The sequence below is a fragment of the Leisingera sp. M658 genome (genome assembly GCF_025144145.1).
GTDB lineage: Bacteria > Pseudomonadota > Alphaproteobacteria > Rhodobacterales > Rhodobacteraceae > Leisingera.
Genome location: NZ_CP083546.1, coordinates 3,733,189 through 3,754,351, shown reverse-complemented (window position 1 = coordinate 3,754,351; position 21,163 = coordinate 3,733,189). Strand labels below are relative to the sequence as shown.

The window sequence follows — 21,163 nt, the reverse complement described above, 5'->3', positions numbered from 1 at the left end:
GCGTGTAACAGCGTTACGGGTGGCGTTACGGGTCCGTTACGGGGTCAAGTCATTGAAAAGGCGAAGGTTTATCTATCTATCTATGTATGTAACACATAAATAGTTATATATATATAAAGAGAGAGCAAGAGATACCCAGCCGGAGAGAGTGTGAGATATACACTCTCCCCCGCCGTTACGGGCGTTACAGCGTTACACTTTGGCTAAGTTGTTGAAAATATTGAGTCAGGGTGTAACGGTCCAGCTCGACAAACATGAAAAAGGCCCCCGATCTGTAACGCCGCCTCTTGCCGCTGGCCGGAGGCTTGATCAAAACTGCAGAGCACTCACCGCAGCTGTCGCGGCGGCTGCTTTCCTGACACCGCTCAAATTCCTCCCGAACACAATTTGCGAAAAACTGATCCTCTGATCGATGCCGGACAACCTTGGGCGGCAGGCGCACCCTGCCAAGGCGACAATCTAATCAGCTGATCTAACGCCATTAGCTTTAGTATCCATTGAGCGAAGTGTGTGCATATCCCGTTAGTTGGAGACAGTTCAGACATTAACTGCTTCTTCAATCACGGTTGAGTTCAAGCTCAACGCATGGGTTTGCTTTTGCAGCTTTCCGCTGCGGTCTCTGGTTCAGGTGTCATCGCCAAATTTGCGAAAAATCATTTTAAAACAACCGACTAGACTCCACTAACGGAATCATGCACGAATAGTGGGCGCTCGGAAGCTTTCGTGCGCATCTGCAACTTAAGCCGTATAGTTGAGAACCGCCTGCGATGCCTGTGCTAGTCAGCTTCTGGATTTACGATTCTGGGCCCGTTTCATGGCTATTCGGGAAAGCCAGGCAGTGCGGAAACACCGTCACATGAACACGTCCAGCACACCGATTGAAATTCCGTACCAAACGGGCAAGGTTGCGGTGCTCGCAGACCTCCACTTGGACAGCTATAGAAATATCGGCAAGGAGCCCTTTGAGTCGCACGGCCTGGATAGCAGCTTGCAATGGGCTGAACTCGATGCCTTGATCATTGCCGGAGACTTGGCAAACACCCCATTCTCAAATTGGCATGCGGTTTTTGCATACCTGAGCCGCTTCATGGATCCGTCTAGAACGATCATTTTCCCAGGCAATCACGATTACTACATGGGTTTTCTGAACGCTGATGATGAGCTGGAAAAACTGGCAGAAGCGGCCGGAGTCCACTTCGCGCAACAGCGCGAGGTGCGCCATGGTGATGATCGGTATCTCTGCACGACCCTATGGACGGATTTTGCACTGCTCGGCGATGTCCAAAATGCCATGAGCGTGGCGCTCCGAAACATGAACGACTATGTGCAGATTTCCAAACGGCTGGAAACTGGCCCGCTCTCACCGTTCGAACTGCTTGGGCGCCCGCAGCAAGCTGCCATAACACCAGAGGATATCTTGTCCTTACACAAGGCCCAGCGGCAATGGCTGGAGGATCGACTTGCAGAACCTCATTGGGTCCCAAACGGCCGCAGCTTCGTAGTCACGCACCACGGCCCCCATCCCGACGCCGCCGGTCAGATCGACGACCTCACCCCGGCGTTTCACTCTGACCTCACGCCTCTGTTCGATCAGCACTGGATTGACGGATGGTACTTCGGGCACTCTCACCGTCGGCTGGCGGCCCAGGTCGGAAGCACCCCCGTGCGCAATGTCTCCGTCGGCTTTCCCCTTGAAAAGCACGGTCCAGAAGAGCTTCCGCTGGAGGAGCTGTGCCTGGTCCCGTTGCCGGGTGCTTCAGGGTGAAATTGGAGGATGGAATAGTTCCCCCTAAGCGCCGCTAGGACCATGCCTGGAAAACATCTCAGGTCATTCCTCTCCGCCCCCCAAAAAACAACAATCAACCACCGTGATGGAACATGCCACAGACCCGAAATTTCAGCCTTCCGCAGCGCCCTCTGCCCGGCACCCTTCCGCAAGGTATCGAGCTTTTTGCCATCGGAGATGTGCATGGGAGAGCGGACCAGCTTGCAGCGATCCTTGAGGCAATTCGCGTAATAGACAGAACTGCTGAGAAGCGGGTGCTGGTCTTTCTCGGTGACCTGATTGACCGCGGCCCTGAGAGCTTGCGCGCCATCCGCTTGGCACTAGAAGCGGGAAGCCTGGCAGGCGCAGACGAAAAGCTCATTTTGCCAGGCAACCATGAGCTGGCGCTCCTCAATGTTCTGAACGGCGGTGATCATCATCTCTGGCTGGCCAATGGCGGCCGGTCACTGCTGGCGGAAATCGCCCCGGACATGGCTCCAGAGCCATTTTCGGATGTCAGGGAGCGCATTGCCTCTTCCATTCCGGAGGCATTCATTCGCGCGATCCATTCCGCACCATCGCATGTGAGGATCGGCGATCTTCTCATGGTTCATGCCGGTTTGGATCCGGATGCCTCTCCGGAAAGACATCTAGACCGGCACCGGCCTCTCTCTGATAGCCACTGGGCCGGAATCCGTCACAAGTTCTTATGTTTCGCAGATGGCTGGGACTATGGCGAAGGGGGTTATTTCAAGGGGGCAACAATCGTTGTCCATGGACACACACCGGCCGTGCGAGAGGATTTGAACCCGCGGGTAGAGGCCATGGCCGAGATGGACGGGATTGATAACTACCGGGCCATTTGCCTGGACGCCGGGGCTTCAACACGGCCTCAAATAGGCTGGGCTCACTTCTATTCCAGCGACGGAAAAACTATGTGCCAGATCTTCGCTTCAGCCGGTTCCAGCTAAGAAGGGTGGAAGCAAAATTCGATCCTGGAACAGGGTTCAAGTGTATCAGCAACTCCTGCCGCGGCACACGTTGAGGATAATGGCGAAGCTGAAATCGCGGCAAGCGAGCAGCCTTGGAAAGGAGCCACAGCCCCATGGTGCGCCGACTTTGCGAAAACGGGAAATTCTGACAAGCACTTGAAGTGGCTAACTTATTCCTTGAGTCTCGCGGCGGAAAACGGCAGCCTTTCCAGAACAGGCAGGCAGTACTGCGCTGAGAACGAGGGGATCACATGGCTGTCTGGTTTACCGCGGACCCGCACTTTGGCCATGAGAACGCCATTCGTTTCTGCAACCGGCCTTATGCCAGTGCTGAAGAAATGGATGCGCACATCCTTGAGCGGTACCGGGCGCGCGTGCAGCCCGATGATGACTTTTGGATTCTGGGCGACTTTGCCGTTGGGAAGGTCACCAACCAGGAACGGGAAAGACTGCGCCAATTATTCGAGCAGATCCCGGGCAAAAAGCACCTGATCACGGGGAACCATGACCGTCCCTGGGTTCGAAGGCTGCAATGGGACAGCGTCAGGGACATGGCTGAGATTCTGGTTGATGGCCGGAGAGTGTTCCTATGCCATTACCCAATGATCACCTTCCCGGGCGCCCGCCGCAAAGCGCTCCAATTGTTCGGCCACGTCCACAATAACTGGCAGGGTACGCGCAACAGCGTCAATATTGGCGTCGACGTTTGGGATTTCCAGCCGGTGAACCTGCCAGAGATTGAGCAGCGCGCCCGAAGTTTGCCCGTGAACCAGTATTGGGATGCAGTGGAACCAGGTTGTGGCCTGTGAGACATCAGCTGGGGCTGCCCCGGCTGCTTTGGAGCAGCCTCAAGGGGGCCGCAAGTGCGAAACTAACTGTGCCTCTCATCCAAAGCAGCCAATCAACCGCTCACACACATTGACGGCAATGCTGCGGTCAGCACCAGTGGCGGCGAAGCGCAGACAGCGACGTTTGTAAAGTCTTGGGGTCTGCCAGCCGGGCGGCGATCCCATGCTGCACGAGCGATGAAAGGAGCAGACCTTCGCCGCAGGTGCAGCCACCAATCATCATCGAACGGAAGGGATGCGGACGTTGCTGCCGTTCGCTGCAGCCGCAGCACGGACAGTCAGGAGCGGCAGCGGAGCGCAGGAAGCGCCCTTTGCAAACTCGGCGGATTGACGCAATCAGCCGAGGTCTTGTGCTGCGTTGCAACCCGCCGTTCTTGCCGTTCGCTGCGATTGCGAGATGTTGGACCTAGTGAATTCACACACAGCGGGACGAAGCCGCTGTTCGCCGCGCGTGCAAGATGGACAACCAGAAGCGGCAGCTTTGCGCCGGAACCAGTCTTCACAAAGCTTTTCTTAATTCCGCATGGCAGACCTTCATGCCTTTTCCTCACCTGGATTGAGTGGCCGATGGTGGCAGCAGGAAGATCTCCGGAATTCACCTTAAGCGCGATAGCCTGGAAGCTGGAGAAATTTGCCAGCACCTTACTCAGAGCGGACTGGGTTTGGTGAACCAAACCAGCTTTGTAGATAAGGTAGACCCTCCTGGCAATTGCCAGGAGGGTCTGTTTAGTTTTTTGTCAATTGAGTCAAACGAAGATGACATCTTCCTCTGCAAAATTTGCGCTGCTCAAGCCAGTCAGGATGATAGACCCTGCAGCCGGATCCGCAAAGCTAACCTGCAGGTCGCCACTCAGATCAGTCAGTACAAGATCCGTAAAGCCAACTCCCTCTGGCAGTCCGGCGGAGCTGATTTCGATCAGATCGGTTCCGGCTTCAAAGTCGGTGATTAAGTCTGTACCGGTGGCGGCACCGAACACGAATGTGTCTGCCCCGCTGCCGCCAGTTAGCGTGTCATTTCCTACACCGCCTTCTATCCTGTCATCTCCGCCGGCACCTTCAATGGTGTCAGCCCCTTCAAGCCCCAAAATGGTTTCCCCAGCCGCGCTACCGGAGAACAGATCATCCTCATTGCTGAGAATGGTGTCTTGAACAGATGGCGGAGCCGAAAGGGTTTGAGAGTAAATTCCTTTGTTGTGCTCCCAGGTCACCACCAGGTGGCCGCTTGATAACTGGTCAAGATCAGAGACGAATTCGGCACCGTTATTGCCGGACAAGGACGTTTCAATGGTCTCGACGTCGGTCACGCGAGGGGCAACCAGGTGACCAACGGCGGCAATGGGCTCGGAGCGGCCTTGCGGCGGCACAGCGGAGTCATCACCGGCCTGGACGGTTACCGTCGCTGTCACAGCTGACCGCAGGCAGCCCAAAGCGGCCCCAGGCCTGGCGACCAGCCTGGTGGGCCAGCACATGCAGGTCGGGCGGAGAGCCGACCTTCGCTGCGTTCGCTAAGCGGCAAGTTTCTCGGCGCGGAAGTGGACATTCATCGTTGATTGGTTGGAGGAGCCTGAATTTTAAGAGGAGTGATTCAGATATTGACCTCAACGAAGCAAGGTTGTTGCATTGGAAAGGCAGAGTGAGTTCAGATGCACGGTATGTGCTGCAGCGTTTTTTTGAGGTGATTGTGATCGCTCAAAGATTTTTTATCTCCATAGCCGTTGTTTTAGCAGTCTCGGTTACCCAACTCTCTGCTGAACCGATGACCTTTAGAGAAGCGACCGTTGGAGGCGTGTGTGCCGGCTGCACTTGGTTTGCGGCAGAAGGCGATATCACGAGTGATACGCCCGCGGCATTCCGAGAGGCCTTCGGCGAGCCGTCTGGTGGTGAAGGTGGTCCAACCATTGTTATCAACTCGGATGGTGGAGATGACCTTGCGGCAGCACTGGACTTAGGACGGCTATTTCGTGCCCACTCAGTCCGCGTAAGAATTGGAGATACGGTCGCTGACCCGCAATACGGCAGCCACGTGTCGAAGACGGAGCCTGGGAAGTGTCTTTCCGCATGTGCATACGCCTTCTTAGGCGGTCGGGTCCGCGCACTCGGCGGATCGCAGGAACTCGGATTTCATCAATTTTTTGACGAAGACATACTTGCGAACGCAGACCGAGCTGCGTTCAGTGGCGCCCAAAGATTGAGAGACCAATATGTCGTTGGGGAGCTCATCTCGTATCTTGTTGAGATGGACGTATCCACCGAGGTCTTTTCATTCGCTGCCAATGCTTCTCCCGGCGAATTTGCCTACATGACGGAAGAACAGGCGGCTGAACTGCGGGTTGTGGACGACCCAAGGGCGATGAAGCCTTGGGACATACTTCCGCTTGCTTCTGGCCTGATGATCGAGTCCCAATCCGTAGACGAGCGGAAAGCAGTTCGTTTCTTTTGCCTCGGTCGCGAGACAGGTCGAGTCCACGTTCAGATCATGAATGCTTCTGACGGCGGGTCTCAGCGATTGACGAACGAGTATGCGCAGGGAACACCCGACGACTATTTCTTTCCCAGACTGAGCACCTTCGAAAGCGAGTTGATATATCCAAGCGGGCAAGCACAACCATTGAAACTTGCGTTCAATCGCATCCTGTCAGAGCCAGAAAGCGGATTCCACGTGAATTTTGACTTCACCATGTCGGCGGCGGAGTTCAGGGCGGTTCCCGGATCGAACCATCTCTATTTCTGGCCGGGGCACGCGTATGTTCCGGGTGTCAATTTTTGGGGGCAATTCGTCGCGTCCAAGCTTCCTGCTGATATGGATTCTAATCTTAATCAAATTGTCCTGGGTAACTGCGTATGAGCGTTCGGTTTTTTCTTGCCGCATTTCTTTGGTTCTCGCCGGGGGTAATCGCCCAAGCTGAGGGAATGACCTTCAAATCTGTTAGCAACGGCGGAAATTGCTACCACGGGTGCGCGTGGACTGTTGCAGAAGGTGAGATCACTGCGGAAACACCAGTGAAATTTACTGAGTTCGTGGAGAAGGGTGAGGCATGGCCAATCATGTTCAACTCTACCGGTGGAAACGTCCCAGCGGCCATGGAACTGGCTCGGCTAATCCGCGATGCTGGGATAGAGACGATGGTTGGCACGTCTGCTCCTTACTACGATAATTGGTATGAACCGAAGGAGGGGGGCATTTGCACGGATGCCTGCGCAATCGCGTTTCTTGGAGGTACGCAAAGATTGGCGGGTTTGAAAACCTTCAACTATGAGTTCGCTGGCCAGCTTTCATTTGATCGGCTGAATGGTGCCGAGATCCTCGATAGCATTGCTGAAACAAATTTAACCGGCGAAGACCGTTTGCAAGAGCAGGTTGAAATTGGGTTATTCGTTAACTTTCTGTTGGAAATGGGCGTAAGCCCCGAAGTATATGCTAAGATCGCCGCTCTCGCTCCTGGTGCTAAATTCGAGCCGTCGGATCAAGAAGCACGTGATCTTCGTATCGTTACGACAGCTGACACCGACCATCCTTGGCGACTCGACCAGTTGGCTTCCGGCTTGATGGCCAGGACAGGTGAACGTGGAGAGATCGATGGTCTTTGGGCATTTTGCTACAAGGAGAGCTTTCTCCTCGCGCGCACGTTTTCGAAGGCCAACGACGCAGGAGAGCCTTGCTCCGACGATTTCTGTTTCCCCGATGATGACATTTCTGAGGTTTTCGAAGGTGCCAAGCTTAAAGTAGGGGATAAGTTATTCCCTATAGGCCATGCTCAGACTTTACGTGATATGTTTGACGGGACCAAGGTATTCGTCAGCGCAGTCGTCCCGCGTCAAGCTCTGGAGAGCCTGCCTTCTGCAACAAAGGTGACGATGTCGCCAGCGGCTGACAGCCGAGCAATGAATGCGAAGGCAACGATCTTTGAGTGGGAGTGGGGTTCGGAATTCGATCCGAGGATTATCGACCTGGCCCTTAAGAATTGCATCAGTGGATGATGCCATTCCTCAGCAGTTGGTCTCGTAGTCGATAAACTGCCGGAGACTGTCTCCCAATCCTTCAAGGAGTAGTTCCTGCCCGAGTCCTGCTGTATAGGGCAAGAGAAGACATGCATACCTTGATGCGGTCTCCCCCAAGCTCGCTTCGACCACAGTTCTATCACAAGTCTCGGCTGCTACACAAACCGCAATGTCATCGAGGTTGCCGACCAAGGTGATAATGTCCTGCTGCGTTTCTGCTGGTTCCGCACTGGTCGCAACCATTTTCTCAACGATTGCTCCGATGGTGTCCCGCTTCACCGCTACCCCTTTGAGTTGCCCAAGTTTGAGCTTGGCAAACTCAATCGACAGGCGCCGTTGAATGGCAAGCATGTCGCCGGAGTTGAACGACGTGATCATACTGACAGAAGTATCTCGCTTTGTCTGTTTGATCTGCTGGAGGTAAGACATCACCGCGATCGAGAGTGAGGCGGCGACGGTCACGTTGGCAAGGATGGTGGTTACGTCCGCTACGCGCCTTATCGACCACATGTGCCGCTCTTGGGTATGTATGCGATCCCGTCCTCAACTCGGACACCATCAACCGTAAGGCATTTGAATTGCTCAGCGGTGAACGTGATCACGTCGTCCAGACGCGTGTTTTCCCCTGTGCTTCGGATCTTGCCGACGCCGCCATAGTTGCTCTTACTGCCGGTTGCGCCTGCAAAGGGATCGGGGTTTGGGCAAGATGGAACATGAATAATTATGACCGGTGAACCGGAAGCGGTGTAAGCGGTTGAGTGCTCCAAGATACAGGACGCTTGTTCTGCGCTCACAACCCACGCATCGTCTTCCGCGATCGCCGGTGTCACGGCGAAGGCGGAAAGAAATAGGAAAAGGGCTTTCGCCTGGTAATTGAGTATTGGATGCATACTTCAGATGGCCCTCTTTCGAAGGAATTGAAGAGGCGTTGGCTCGATTGGTCAAGACAAAACTTGAACTTGAACGAAGATGGAGGCTCTCAGATCTTCGGGCCAGGTTTCATAGCCAATGGATGACGGAAAGTTGCCCGCGCGCCGATATGATTGACCTGTGGACCTGTGGATACACTCAGTGCTGCGGTCTGCATGAGTGGCCGCTTTGGTGTCGCTGCGATGCGGCGTCTTGGCTTAGCGTCAAGGTCTGTTCTGGGCCGACCTGGTTCCGAAGGGCGAAGACGGTTCGCAACTTTGCAGCGGCGGCTTCCTGCGCATCGCGCCCCCTGAAGCGGTCCGCAGCATTGGCAGTAGCTCGCCGGGTTCGGTGAGTGGCCGCTTTCGGTGAGATGGCCCGAAAATTTTGCACCGGCAGCATCCTTGCCGCGTCACACCAAGTCTATGACCGCTTCGGGCTGTGACCGACACGCTGCGTCAGCGAGGTCAACTGCCGTGGGCAATGGCGGCTGAGGGCTCAGAGCCGACTTGCGGCGATACGGCAGCAGGGTTGCAGCGAAACCTCACCGTGTTGATTTCCGCTGAGAAGTGACCCGGTATTTTCACCGAGATTTGACCCACCCTCAGTATGCGACTTTGCTCATGACCTGGTCAATGTAGCGGACTCCTTTCTTGTCTTCTTGGCAGCCTCGGCGCTCGCCTTGAAGCGGTAGCTGTCGTTGCCGGTTTCCAGAATGTGGCAGCGGTGAGTGAGCCGGTCGAGGAGCGCGGTTGTCATCTTTGCGTCGCCGAAGACCTGGGCCCATTCCGAGAAGCTGAGGTTTGTGGTGATGATCACGCTGGTGCGCTCGTAGAGTTTGCTCAGGAGGTGGAACAGCAACGCGCCGCCGGATGAGCTGAACGGCAGGTAGCCGAGCTCGTCGAGGATGACCAAGTCAATCTTGGTGAGCATCTCGGCCATTCTGCCGGCCTTTCCGAGCGCCTTTTCCTGCTCCAGCGCGTTGACGAGTTCCACGGTCGAGTAGAAGCGCACTTTGCACCTGTGATGCTCGATGGCCTGGACGCCGATGGCCGTTGCGATGTGGCTTTTGCCGGTGCCCGGTCCGCCGATCAGGACAACATTCTCGGCGTTTTCCATGAACGCGCCACGGTGCAACTGCCTGACGGTGGCTTCATTAATCTCACAGGATTTGAAGTCAAAGCCCGCGAGGTCCTTGTAGGACGGGAAGCGCGCCACCTTTGTGTGATAGGCAATGGAGCGCACTTCTCGCTCTGCCACCTCGGCCTTGAGCAACTGGGACAACATCGGCGTTGCGGCCTCGAACGCTGGCGCGCTCTGGGCGATCAGATCATCAACGGCCTGCGCCATACCATGCAGCTTAAGGTTGCGCAGCATGATCACAATCGAGGCGCCTGCAGGGTCATGACGCATGGCGCTTCTCCCCAGCCTGTCTCAGGTTGTCATAGCGGTCGACGTTGGCCTTTGGTGCCGTTTCCAAGGTCAGGGCGTCTGGCGGATCGACCTCGGGAAGGTCGGGCTGCTTCTTGTCGATCAGCCTGTGGAGCAGGTTCAGGATGTGCGTCTTGGTGGGCACGCCGGCTTCCAGCGCCAGTTCGACGGCGCACAGAACGGTGTCTTCGTCGTGATGCAGAACCAGGGATAGGATATCGACCATCTCCCGGTCACCACCCTCCTTTCGCAGCATGTGATCCTGCAGACGGCGGAAGGCATCAGGCATCTCCGTGAACGGCGCGCCGTTGCGCAGGGCCCCGGGTTTTCGCTGGATCACCGCCAGATAATGGCGCCAATCATAGATGACCTTTCCAGGTTTATGGTGTGACCGCTCGATGATGCGGTCATGGATGCAAACGGTTTGGCCTTCGGCCACCACCACCAGCCGGTCCGGATAGACATGCAGGCTGACACGGCAGTTCGCAAAGCTGGCGGGCACGCTGTAGCGATTGCGCTCGAAGGTGATCAAGCACGTCGGCGATACCCGTTTACTGTGCTCGACAAACCCATCGAAAGCCGGGGGCAGCACCATCAGCAATCGTGCCGGGCAGGTCCCGGTGTTTTGTCTCGGCCCAAAGGGCCACACAGCGATCCTCCAACCACTGGTTCAGTTCATCCAGATCCTTGAAGACAGGCATGACCTGCCACAGGCGGTTGCGCGCATCCTGTACGTTCTTCTCGACCTGCCCTTTCTCCCATCCGGCTGCCGGGTTACAGAACTCAGGCTCAAAGACGTAGTGGCTGGCCATGGCCTTGAAGCGGGCATTGACGTCACGCTGTTTGCCTCGACCAACACGATCCACCGCCGTCTTCATGTTATCGTAAATCCCGCGACCAGGAACGCCGCCGAAGACACGGAACGCATGCCAATGGGCGTCAAACAGCATCTCGTGGGTTTGCAGCGGATAGGCCCGCACCAGGAACGCCCGGCTGTGAGACAACTTGACATGAGCGACCTGCAGTTTGGTCCGTTCGCCGCCGATATTGGCCCAATCTTCGCTCCAATCGAACTGGAACGCTTCGCCTGGCTGGAACACTAAGGGCACGAATGTGCCGCGACCCGTCGTCTGCTCCGCCCGGTGCCGATCCGCACGCCAGGTGCGGGCAAAGGCCGCCACACGCCCGTAGGACCCTTCATAACCAAGCTGCACCAGATCAGCGTGCATTTGCTTCACGCTGCGGCGTTCCTTACGCGACTTCCGCGTCTGCACCAGCAACCAGGCTGACAGACGATCCGCATACGGGTCCAGCTTGCTCGGCCGAGGTGGCGTCTTGAACTTCGGCTCTACCACGCCTTCGCGCAGGTACTTTCTGATGGTGTTACGAGACAGGCCCGTGCGCCGGGAAATCTCGCGGATTGGCATTTTGTCACGCAATGCCCAGCGTCGGATAACACTTAAAAATCCCATGTCGATCACTCCATATCTCCCCGATCAAATCCGTCGGGGCAGCGTGTTCACATGGGTCAATTCTCAGTGGAAAATTATGAGGCTACCGGGTCACTTCTCAGCGGAAATCAACAGGCCCGGCGCCAGCTCGATCCTGACTTCGCCCCAGACGATCCGGATCATCTCTTCTGATGCGGCCATGTCCGGCTCCGGCTGCACCTCCGGAACATCGCAGACCACCAGCGGGGCGAAGACCGGTTCGTCCAGCTCCGCCGCTGGCAACACCAGCTTCCCCTGCTTCGCCAGCCGGCGCCAGGCCGACAGCTGGTTCGCTAAGACCCCATACCGCGCGGCCACGCCATTCACCGTCGCACCCGGCTCGAGCGTATCCGCCACCGCCTGGGCCTTGGCGTCATCCGGCCACCGACGGTGACCCGACGCGTAGATCTCGACGCCCAACGATTTGAGAAACGAATTTGTAGCGCACATTGCGAAACGCACTCCCCACTGTGAGATGTGCAAGATCTCGCAGCACGGGATGGGCGCTACAACGTGGGGCGCAGACGCCGGTTACACTACAACCATTCTGTATCGCTAAAAGCAGGGTTCCAAAGAAGCAGCTCCACACTAACAAGGCTGCAGGTTCGGCGTTTGTCAGTTCTTTGAAATCAAAGGCCGGAATCCAACCTCAAGTGATGAACCAGATCCAGCCGCATTGGGCGTCGGCGCTATACTGGATAAACGTTCGTCACACCAAAAAGGAAAAGTTATTCGCCCATTTCCCCCATGGGATGCGCGAGTATACAGAGGAAGGATACTTTGGAGTACCAGCTGGATTTCCCGGACACCATCAGTTTGGCAGGCCTACGCGGTTCTATGTCGCCCTACCTGGGAGTCCATCGGTACTGATGCCACCGGTTTCACCGGAATGCGGCTCCGCACGATATCCCCAAATGGCAAAGGCGGTTCATAGGATTTCGAGCTTCCACAAAGCGGCGATGTTGGACGCGTACAGGCCTGAAGGCTGGGCTGTGGTTTCGTCTTGGTCGTCTTGCCATTTTTGCTCCTTCGTACCCGCAACGGTGCCGGATTAGGGAAACAAATCCGCCTAAATCACCCGTCCATATCTCTCAGGCCACCTCTGCACCTTGGCTATGCGATTGATCTTGACCGCAGTCATTGCGTTTCTCTTTTCCCTTGGTCACCGGCAAACCGCACGGCCTCCGGGCACAGAAAAACTGTCGCGCTGCGATGATTTGCGTCGTCTTCCTGTTCCGGCAGGCCTTCGCCAGTGAGCCAACCCGACTCTCCCAGCGGCAGGACGACTATCGAGAAACCGGTCAGTTTTTGTGACAGGACCCTCTTTACTGTATCGGCCCGGCGCTTGGATAGATCGAGATTTGAGGTCGCATTCCCGCGCGCGTCGGTCAACCCGAGGATATAGAGGCGCCTAGCCCCTTCCGTCGCTGCAGGTGTGGCCGCCTTCCAATCCTGCGCGCGCGCGATCAGTGCGTCCAGCGCCGCCTCGCCCTCGTCGATCCGGGTGCCGTCCTTGCCCAGCACATTAAACCAGACACCATCTTTCAAATCCGATTTGCCCTTGGGAAAGCGCATTCCGCCCAGTTTGTCACACTGCATCAGCGCGTCCCGCCAAACTAGGGGCAGACTTCCCGGCTGTGTCGCCGCGTTGTTGAAAGCAAGATCCACTTTGATCCAAGGTACGGTCTCCGATTGAACTCTGCCTTCGGGAGCTACGGGAATGCTGATGCCTTCCTGCATCTGTTCGAGTACAGCTTTCAAGAGACCCAAATCCCGAAGGGCGGCACCGATTTCAGCATCAAGTGGAACCCTCACTCCGTGCGCCATCCGCCTCATGGTCCGCGACAACTCTTCGAGCGCGCTGTGCGCTTTCTCCGTCTCCAGTGTCACCGCAGGCGGCTGCATCTGACCCAAGGTTCGTGAAAAGGCATACAGCGCACGCTGTGCATTCTGGGTGTCCACCTTTATCATGACATCGGGTAACTGCATTTGCTTGGTTCTCTCCTCGAGGGCCCTCAGCGACTTATCAGCCAATGTCGTGTCGGCCTCAATTTTCAAGGGAGCGGGCTGTAGCCGCTCAAAACTTGCCAAAAGGCCTCCAAGACGCCTGTGCGCCTCTTCCGTCCGAGCGGTGATATTGACATCTCGATGCGCCTGAATTTGCCGCAAGGTCTCCAGTACGGAAGTAAGCTCGGTGTTGAGTTTACCAAGATCGGCCAGCACTTGCGGTGTTACCTTCACCTGCGTCTCTGTGGGGCCGTCCCATTTCGGCACCAGCGGACGCAGCGCTTCGACCAAGGCGGGATGAGCTTTTTCCAACTCGGCGGAAAGGCCCGCGTAAGCGTCAGGATCGGGTACTTTCGAGAGCGTCGCTGCACTCATTTGGCTGAACGGCGCCAGCAGCCCGATAACTGCTACCAGAGCCGCATTTGCAGCCGACCCCTTGTCAAATCGCGACCGCGCAGCGGCAAGGTCTTCTGTCACTTGTGATTTCATCTGGGCGATCGCCGCACTGATCGCTGCAGCTTTCTCCTTTGATAGTGTAGGCGCATTGCCTTCTTGTGCGGACATCAGGGACGGCATGGCGCGCCCAGCAGACCAAGTCTCCGCGACGCCCACCACCGAACTCAGCTTACGCTGCAACTGCCCGCGCTGCAGCACCAAATCGTAAAGAAGCATGTACCCGTGCCGCATCAAACCGATGGCGAGAAGCGGCAGCGCCCAGACCCCCTTGTAAAGTGCCTTCTGAAATCCGGTAGCCGTTTCGCTGTTATTACCCCACAAGTTGAGGGCAACAGAGCCCGCTGCTTTTGGGTCGTTTGGCTTCAGAGTTGGAGACAAATCCGGCCACTCTGAAATAAGGTAGGCTGCACCTATTGCGACGGCCAAAATCACCGGCCCTATAAGTAAAAACTGACGGCGTGTAAAAGCCAAGTCGATCATGGCGTCCACAAATTCGGAAAACGTCGACACCAGCCGCGACGACCACCTGGACCGCAGTGCCGGTGAGCCGGCCTCACCCGCCCGCGACGACAAACCCCAGCAAATCAGGCATCGCCAAATGCCGATCAGCGAAAACAAAAATGTGATCGCCCAAAGCTCGTTGATAGTATAGGCATTGGCCACAACAAGGGTCGACAGCACTGCTGCCGCCCAGAGCGCCCCCCCCGCGAGACACGTGTATTTGAACCACAGGGTCAGCTTGTATAGCGCGTCATGCTCGTTGACGCCCTTACGCACTTTGATGGGACCCGCGTCGGTCGAATTCAGCACCCGCAGATGCCGCTCGGCAGTAGAGGTGAACCGCGCCTCCAGCGCATCAACCATCGGAGCATCACTGTGCAGTGCGGGGGTCCAACCAACTGCCCAGCGTGGAACCGCCTCTCGAGTGAGCTTGCCAGCAGCGAACTGCTCAAGGACGGTTTCAGCCTTAGTCACGGCGCCTTGCGGATCGACTTGGAGCGGCCAGATGCAGAAACTCGGGATGTGCAGCCGCTCGCTCTCGCCGCATCTCTCGGGCAAAAAGCGTTCGAAGCTCGCGCCGTACAGTACCCGCGTCACCAGCGCTACGATCAAAAGGCTCATTAGACGCGCTTGGTTGTAATCCGTGCGTAGCCGGATCACAGCGCCGGGAAAGTTGCTGTTATAAGTCGTCTTGCGGTCGTTCAGTTTCACGACCACGGCCAGAAGCCCATCGGGGCGGAGTGCGACAGAAATCTGCCGCGCAGCCCCTCCCTTTAGCCAGTCCGTGATCCGCTTTGTGCCCGGATAGTTGGTGACATAGGGCAGATCGCGGAACTGGCTTTCATCTGCGTCGAGCGGTACGCCCTGCACATCGCCCGCGAACTGCAGCAGAACCCGGTCTACCCGATCATGCTGTCGCAGATCGAAGGACCCGGCCTGTGTCAGACGCGCCGAACTCGTCGCAGGCACCCGCACCTGATCGAGGAACCGTAGGGCGAATGGCAGAACACGGTCTTCCGAGCTACGCGCCTGCGGGTCGGGCGGCGTGTTTTCGACCTGTTTTTTGAAACCCTCACTCGGGTCCATGTAGTTCTTCTCAAAAGGAAACCGTCCGCCCTCGTTGCGCTCCCTTGCGCGATAGGCCAACTCGCCGTTCTCCATCACCGTTAGTGTCACGGTATTGATTAGCTGGTCCTGCAGATGCTGATCACTTATCTGGTAAATCCCGCTCAGCTTTGCGCTCGGTACACTCTCGCCTTCAAGCAACAGCTTCTTGATCCAGTACGCCGCCGTGCGGTTGCGCTCGACCTCAACGATCAACTTTGGACGCTCTTCTGAGTTGAATTCCACCAGTTTTTCTAGAAGCATGTTACGATAGGACGCTCTGACGCGGCCAGCCCAATTCGGCTTCGCTGCGTCAAGCTTCTTACGTGCGTCCTGCCGCGCATTCGTCGCATCCGCGATCTGTAGTAATTCGCTCCTTTTCTCCGCCGTCATTGCTCGGAGTTGGGTCTGATCAAACCCCTCCGCAGAGTTCGAGATCGCTCTACAGTCTTTGTCGAACTGCTTAAGCGCCGCCTCCAGCGCCCCCTCAAGGACTGCGGTCAGGTCGCTCTCTGCTTGGGCACGCACCGCTGCTACCCGCGGCGCCTGCAGCGCATTCACTGTGGCGGGATCGGGCACCGCGAACCATTCTCCCTTTTCTTCGGTGTTATCGACGATCCGGGTTTCCAGATCTTCGAGCCGGCGTTCGTGCAGCCCTTTGAACGGATCACCGAGATTCAGGACATCCTGCCAAGTCACTGACAAATCGTCGGCATAGCTCTCCCGCGACAGGATGTCTTCGGCTAAGGAAACATGGAGGTTTTTAGCTGTGGTAATCGCGGTTTTAGCTGCCCCACAGTGTTGTTCGATCCGCCACCGACGAACGAGCTGCCTTATGTCTTCAGTTGCGGAAACGACGGAACTGATGACCTGCGCAATGAAATCTAACATGGTGAAACCTACTCATCAAAGCTCCGATTGTCTTGTCAGCTGAATTTGAATTGTTGGGCTACCCACTGCCCTGTAATTCAGCTCTGCATCGGTCTGGAGATCGAAACATTTCACAGAATTCATTGCGTCCAAAAGCGGAGATGGACGACGAAAGAGGGCGGACAAACCCGAATCTTCTAACGGCACCAAGTCGACTGCGACGCCTTCCTGTTGGATAGACAGCCATTGGCCAACCCACGAGACTCTGAGTCCTGGTTTCGTCTGGCGTTTTGCGATTAGGTCGGCCTGGTGCTCCGACGTGCGAAACGTTTCACGTGCTTCGAAGGAGATAACCTCATAGTGAGGTCTGTCCCACACCTTTAGTGTCTTGCAACGAAGCGCGGGTTGTAGTCCTGAAACATCGTTGCCATGCGCCTTAGAGTTGCTCATCTCTAGTAACTCCTGTGTGGAGGTCGCATCACTTCGTTGCACGAACACCGGAAGTAAAGCCGCGCTTAACAATCAAGTGGTGAGCAAATATAGCTCAACAGTTGTGTTGCGCGCTTATTCTCAACGGGCGAAAACGGAGAGCGCCATCGTTACAATACAATTTAAACTAATTTTACCTCATCGTGACAAAAAAGTCATGCCGCGGCGCAGAAGGAGAACTTCTCCAATGTTTTCAGCGCCCTGCCTTTCCGCCGTCAGATGATTTGGGGTGCGAGAGTCTCACCTAGCAGGCTATTGAATTAGGGGCAGATGGGGTATTCGGCTTGCGCCCCACTTCCAGCCTCGGTCTCCGGTAGGTGCTGCGTCTCGAGCTGATGATAATACGTGGTCTGTGTGAAGCAGCCACAAGCATCAGGGAAGGAGACACAGCATGAAGCATTATGCCGGATTGGATGTATCGGTAAAAGAAACGGCCATTTGTGTGGTCGATGACGACGGCCAAGTCTGCTCAGAAATGAAGATTGCGAGCCACCCCGAGGAGCTCTCTCTGGCCTTGACCGGCATCGGGGTCCATTTCGAACGGGTTGGGTTGGAAGCCGGTCCGCTGTCGCAATGGTTGTTCGAAGGGCTGGCGCGCACGGGGCTTCCGGTGATTTGTATCGAGACACGCCACGCGAAGGCCTTCCTCAAGGCGCAGGTGAACAAGGGCCAGCGTGCTGATCCCGAAGAGAAGCGAGGGCCCGCGAAAGACCTGAAGTCCCGCCGCAAATGACTGCTCGATGGCGCTTGACTAATGAACGCCGAATAGAGAAGGACCCATTAATCTCCGGTGGGTGGCGTGATTCACGGTTCGAAAAATGAGCGGTGATATGTCTGATCTTTTCTGGCTGACGGACGCGCAGGCGGCCCGTCTTGAGCCTTATTTTCCGAAGTCCCACGGTAAGCCGCGTGTTGACGACCGGCGTGTTCTGAGCGGAATTATCATCATCAATCGCAATGGTTTGCGCTGGCGTAATGCGCCCAAAGATTACAGCCCGCACAACACCTTGTACAACCGCTGGAAGCGGTGGAGCGACAAAGGCATCTTTGCCCAGATGATGGCCGGTCTGGCTGCTGGTCATCGTGCTGAGGCTGTTCGAGATGCCATTACCCAATCAATTCAGAGTCTTCCACGCCACTTGTGCAAATCACTCACATGGGACCAGGGTGCTGAGATGGCACAACATGCGAAGCTGAAGACAGATACGGGCATCCCGGTGTTCTTCTGTGATCCTCAAAGCCCCTGGCAGCGCGGCTGTTAGTGGCAGCCGTAATCTCCCCAAAAGTGGCAATTGAAAGTTCCCCACCCGGCAGCGGCAGTGCCAATTCCAAACTCCAAGTATTTGGAATTGGCGCTGTCGCGGGAAACAGGCCTGATGCTCTGATTATCGAGAGACAGGGGCAGTCAGGTGAAGGGATTGAGGGAGATCGTTTTGATCCACGATTTACGATGACAGGGGCTGAGTATCTCGGCCATCGCGCGCTAGGTAAGGCTCCGGCGAAGACCGCGGTCCCATTGGCTCTGTGATGTGATACCCGTTGTTCATGGAGATCGACGAGGACAAGATTGACGACGCGGTTCTGGGACTGCTCTGGTTGACGCTGCATGATGAGTGTCGCGCCTGGAAGGGAATGGACTGGTCGGCACTGGATCGATTGCATCGGAAGGGTTTGATCCATGACCCGGTTAACCGGGCCAAATCTGTAGTGCTGACCGATGAAGGGCTACAGCGCTCAAAAGCCCTGTTTCAACGGTTGTTCACGCGGCCGCCGCAGTAACGCCCTCACGGGCTTTCCAGTTCCAGGGCAGAAGTTCCGGCACGCGCGAGACGGGCATGTCGGGCAGCCGGGCGAGGACATCGGCCAGCCAAGCCTGCGGATCAATGCCGTTCATTTTGGCCGTGACGATAAGGGTGTACATGGCGGCGGCCCGCTCACCGCCGCGCTCGGAGCCGGCAAAGAGCCATGACTTCCGGCCCAGGGCCACGCCGCGCAGGGCGCGTTCGGCCGCATTGTTCGTCAGGCAGATGCGCCCGTCATCGAGGAATGCGGTAAAGGCCTGCCAACGGCCCTCTTTCTCGAACATGTAGTTGATCGCCTTGGCCACCTTGTTGTGCCTGGACAGCTTCGCGCGCTCTTTCTGCAGCCAGTCATGGAGATTATCGACCAGGGGACGGGAGAGTTCCTGACGGACGGCAAGCCGGGCATCGGCATCCAGCCCATTGATCTCGCGCTCGATGTCGAAGATGGCGTCGATCCGTTTCACCGCTTCCAGGGCGGCCGGCGAGATCTGATGGGCCGGTTTGCCCTTTCGGACGTTGCCCGCAATATCCGCAAGTTCGAAGAACTTCCGGCGCGCATGCGACCAGCACAGCGCGCTGGTCACGGGGCCCGCATCTCGGTCAGCGCGGTAAAGATCGTTGTATCCGCCATAGGCGTCGGCCTGCAGCACGCCTTGCCATCCGGCGAGGTGCTGATTGGGATTGGTTGCCGCGCGATCCCGCGAGAAGCGGAAAAACGCAGCCGGTGGTGCGCCACCATTCCAGGGCTGGTCATCGCGCACATAGGTCCAGAGACGGGCCTTTTTTGCACCGCCCCGCGCCAGGAGCGGCACGGTCGTGTCGTCGCCATGCAAGCGGTGGGCGGCAAGCACGTGGGTCTCGATCAGGGCATGGATGGGCTGCAACGCGGCAGTGGCATGCCCGACCAGATCGGCCAGGGTCGACAAGCTCAACTCGACGCCTTCACGGGCGAAGCGTTCGGCCTGCCGGTTCAGCGGCTGGTGCTGTCCATATTTCTCGAAGACCAGCATGGCGATCAGGCTGGGCCCGGCCCATCCGCGCGGGATCGCATGGAACGGGGCCGGTGGCTGGCTGATCTTCTCGCAGGCCCGGCAGGTGAACTTCTCGCGCACGGTCTGGATCACCTTCCACTGCCGCGGGATCACCTCCAGCGTCTCGGTGACATCTTCGCCCATCTTCACGATCCGATCCGAGCCACAGCAGGTGCAGGCGGCAGGTGCCTCGACAACCACCCGCTCACGCGGCAGGTGATCGGGGAACGGCTTGCGCACAGGGTGGCGGCGCGTGAAGGCGCGCACCTTGCTGGCCTTTTCAGCCGCCTGTTCTGCGGCCAGGGCATCCTCGGTTGCCGCCGTTTCCAGTTCTTCAAGCTGCAGTTCCAGTTGATCAATCAACCGCGCGCGCCGTTCCGACGAGATGCCGAATTTGTCGCGGCGCAGCTTGGCAATCTCAAGCTTGAGTTCCTGGATCATCGCTTCCGAGCAGGACACGACGGCGCGGGTCTGTGCCAGTTCGCTTTCCGCAACCTCTGCGCGGGCCTCCGCAGCGGCCAGGGCAGCGCGTAATCTCGCAAGCTCGGAAGCGGTATTCGACATGGCGGATGTCTATCATCCGGGCTCGAGGGGCGCCAATAAAAACAGGCCCGACGGAACATTTAACCAGCCTTTGCAGGACGTTGCGTCCAGCGCGGATTGCGCCAGTCGATCCCCTCCAGAAGATAGCCCAGTTGTGCCGCAGAGATCTGCACCGCCTCGCCGGACCGGCTCACCGGCCAGATGAACTTGCCCGCCTCCAGGCGCTTCAGATACAGCGACATACCCACGCCATCATGCCACAGGATCTTGACCAGATCGCCCTTGCGGCCCCGGAAGCAAAAGAGCTCGCCCGCATGGGGATCGCGGCCGAGCCCTTCTTGCACCTGCAGCGCCAGGGTGTTCATGCCCCGCCTCATGTCGGTGACGCCGCCTGCAATCCACACCTTCACACCTGCCGGAAACGCGATCACTGCCGATCCACCACTGCCAGAATCCGGGTAAGTGCTTCGGGCTCCACGCCCATCGGCACGATGAGCCGGCGCCCGTTCGGCAGGGCTATCTCAACCTGACAGTCCGGAGGCGGACAGGGTTCAACCGGATTTGCCTGCGACGCGGAAGTTCCCTTTGCCACGGTCACCGGCGCGAACGGCACCGGGCGAGAAGACCCAAGCTCACCGTTTCGATACTGCCGCCGCCAGGTGGTCAGCAGCGACCGGCTAATGCCATGCCGCCGCGCTGTGGCTGCCGCTTGTCGGTGACCGATAAAGCTCTCCTCAACGATGCGCAGTTTATCATCATCTGACCAATACCGGCGGCGATCACCATCGGCAGCGGAAAGAACTTCGATTTGAGGGCGGTTATTGAAGTCGGACATAAGGCCGGACTTACCATCGGATCAATCCCGAGATCAGACGGCCGCCGCCGGAGCCTTACCGCGCTAGGTTGGTTCTGACCGCAAGACCGTG

15 protein-coding genes and 3 pseudogenes are annotated in these 21,163 nt (G+C 57.2%); 9 read left to right on the top strand and 9 right to left on the bottom strand.

All coding sequences use genetic code 11. From position 1 onward, the window contains the following. The first annotated feature begins 856 nt into the window (after window positions 1-856). From K3724_RS18420 to K3724_RS18410, 3 genes are all read left to right on the top strand, one after another. On the top strand, window positions 857-1,765 hold the full coding sequence (locus K3724_RS18420) for a metallophosphoesterase (RefSeq protein WP_259988011.1): 909 nt from the start codon (window positions 857-859) through the stop codon (window positions 1,763-1,765). Window positions 1,766-1,878: 113 nt separating this feature from the next. Continuing rightward, on the top strand, window positions 1,879-2,736 hold the full coding sequence (locus K3724_RS18415; RefSeq protein ID WP_259988009.1) for a metallophosphoesterase family protein: 858 nt from the start codon (window positions 1,879-1,881) through the stop codon (window positions 2,734-2,736). Between the two features lie 272 nt (window positions 2,737-3,008). Beyond that, window positions 3,009-3,566, top strand: coding sequence for a metallophosphoesterase (locus tag K3724_RS18410; RefSeq protein WP_259988007.1), 558 nt, complete (start codon window positions 3,009-3,011; stop codon window positions 3,564-3,566). 785 nt (window positions 3,567-4,351) lie between these two features. On the opposite strand, the gene K3724_RS23865 is transcribed toward K3724_RS18410, so the two are convergent. Further along, window positions 4,352-4,909 (bottom strand): M10 family metallopeptidase C-terminal domain-containing protein, encoded by a 558-nt coding sequence (locus tag K3724_RS23865; protein ID WP_311200189.1) that lies wholly within the window; start codon window positions 4,907-4,909, stop codon window positions 4,352-4,354. Window positions 4,910-5,238: 329 nt separating this feature from the next. On the opposite strand from K3724_RS23865, the gene K3724_RS18400 reads away from it, so the two are divergent. Together K3724_RS18400 and K3724_RS18395 are read left to right on the top strand one after the other, a co-directional pair. Next, complete coding sequence (locus tag K3724_RS18400; RefSeq protein WP_259988005.1) at window positions 5,239-6,450, top strand: hypothetical protein; 1,212 nt, start codon at window positions 5,239-5,241, stop codon at window positions 6,448-6,450. Beyond that, complete coding sequence (locus tag K3724_RS18395) at window positions 6,447-7,583, top strand: hypothetical protein (RefSeq protein ID WP_259988002.1); 1,137 nt, start codon at window positions 6,447-6,449, stop codon at window positions 7,581-7,583. The genes K3724_RS18400 and K3724_RS18395 overlap by 4 nt, the downstream gene beginning before the upstream one ends. 9 nt (window positions 7,584-7,592) lie before the next feature. On the opposite strand, the gene K3724_RS18390 is transcribed toward K3724_RS18395, so the two are convergent. From K3724_RS18390 to K3724_RS18370, 5 genes and pseudogenes are all read right to left on the bottom strand, one after another. Beyond that, window positions 7,593-8,114 (bottom strand): hypothetical protein, encoded by a 522-nt coding sequence (locus tag K3724_RS18390; protein ID WP_259988000.1) that lies wholly within the window; start codon window positions 8,112-8,114, stop codon window positions 7,593-7,595. Between the two features lie 1,020 nt (window positions 8,115-9,134). Continuing rightward, window positions 9,135-9,926, bottom strand: a complete 792-nt coding sequence (gene istB / locus K3724_RS18385) for an IS21-like element helper ATPase IstB (RefSeq protein ID WP_259987997.1) — start codon at window positions 9,924-9,926, stop codon at window positions 9,135-9,137. Next, window positions 9,916-11,416, bottom strand: a pseudogene (istA, locus tag K3724_RS18380) (IS21 family transposase). The gene istB and the pseudogene istA overlap by 11 nt, the downstream one beginning before the upstream one ends. A 90-nt stretch (window positions 11,417-11,506) precedes the next feature. Beyond that, entirely contained in the window at window positions 11,507-11,884 is a 378-nt protein-coding gene (locus K3724_RS18375; RefSeq protein ID WP_259987995.1) for a transposase, read from the bottom strand. 687 nt (window positions 11,885-12,571) lie between these two features. Next, window positions 12,572-16,393: a hypothetical protein gene (locus K3724_RS18370; RefSeq protein ID WP_259987993.1), complete on the bottom strand. Its 3,822-nt coding sequence runs from the start codon at window positions 16,391-16,393 to the stop codon at window positions 12,572-12,574. An 859-nt stretch (window positions 16,394-17,252) separates the two neighbouring features. On the opposite strand from K3724_RS18370, the gene K3724_RS18365 reads away from it, so the two are divergent. The 4 genes and pseudogenes from K3724_RS18365 (at window position 17,253) to K3724_RS18350 (ending at window position 18,640) form a co-directional block, all read left to right on the top strand. Continuing rightward, the gene (locus tag K3724_RS18365) at window positions 17,253-17,594 is read left to right on the top strand and encodes a hypothetical protein (protein ID WP_259987991.1); all 342 of its coding nucleotides are present in this window, start codon (window positions 17,253-17,255) and stop codon (window positions 17,592-17,594) included. Window positions 17,595-17,691: 97 nt separating this feature from the next. Continuing rightward, window positions 17,692-17,943 (top strand): annotated as a pseudogene (locus K3724_RS18360) (transposase); the annotation flags it as partial. Beyond that, a pseudogene (locus K3724_RS18355) lies at window positions 17,935-18,117 on the top strand (transposase); the annotation flags it as partial. The pseudogenes K3724_RS18360 and K3724_RS18355, both read left to right, overlap by 9 nt. Before the next feature lie 289 nt (window positions 18,118-18,406). After that, on the top strand, window positions 18,407-18,640 hold the full coding sequence (locus K3724_RS18350; RefSeq protein WP_259987989.1) for a DUF6429 family protein: 234 nt from the start codon (window positions 18,407-18,409) through the stop codon (window positions 18,638-18,640). Here the strand turns inward: K3724_RS18350 and tnpC are convergent. From tnpC to tnpA, 3 genes are read right to left on the bottom strand one after another with little or no spacing between them, the layout of a single operon-like run. Further along, on the bottom strand, window positions 18,621-20,258 hold the full coding sequence (gene tnpC, locus K3724_RS18345) for an IS66 family transposase (RefSeq protein ID WP_259987987.1): 1,638 nt from the start codon (window positions 20,256-20,258) through the stop codon (window positions 18,621-18,623). The genes K3724_RS18350 and tnpC overlap by 20 nt on opposite strands. A 59-nt stretch (window positions 20,259-20,317) precedes the next feature. Further along, the gene (gene tnpB, locus K3724_RS18340) at window positions 20,318-20,668 is read right to left on the bottom strand and encodes an IS66 family insertion sequence element accessory protein TnpB (RefSeq protein WP_039133247.1); all 351 of its coding nucleotides are present in this window, start codon (window positions 20,666-20,668) and stop codon (window positions 20,318-20,320) included. Continuing rightward, entirely contained in the window at window positions 20,665-21,072 is a 408-nt protein-coding gene (gene tnpA, locus K3724_RS18335; protein ID WP_259987981.1) for an IS66-like element accessory protein TnpA, read from the bottom strand. Before tnpA ends, tnpB begins: the two co-directional genes overlap by 4 nt. Window positions 21,073-21,163: the final 91 nt, after the last annotated feature.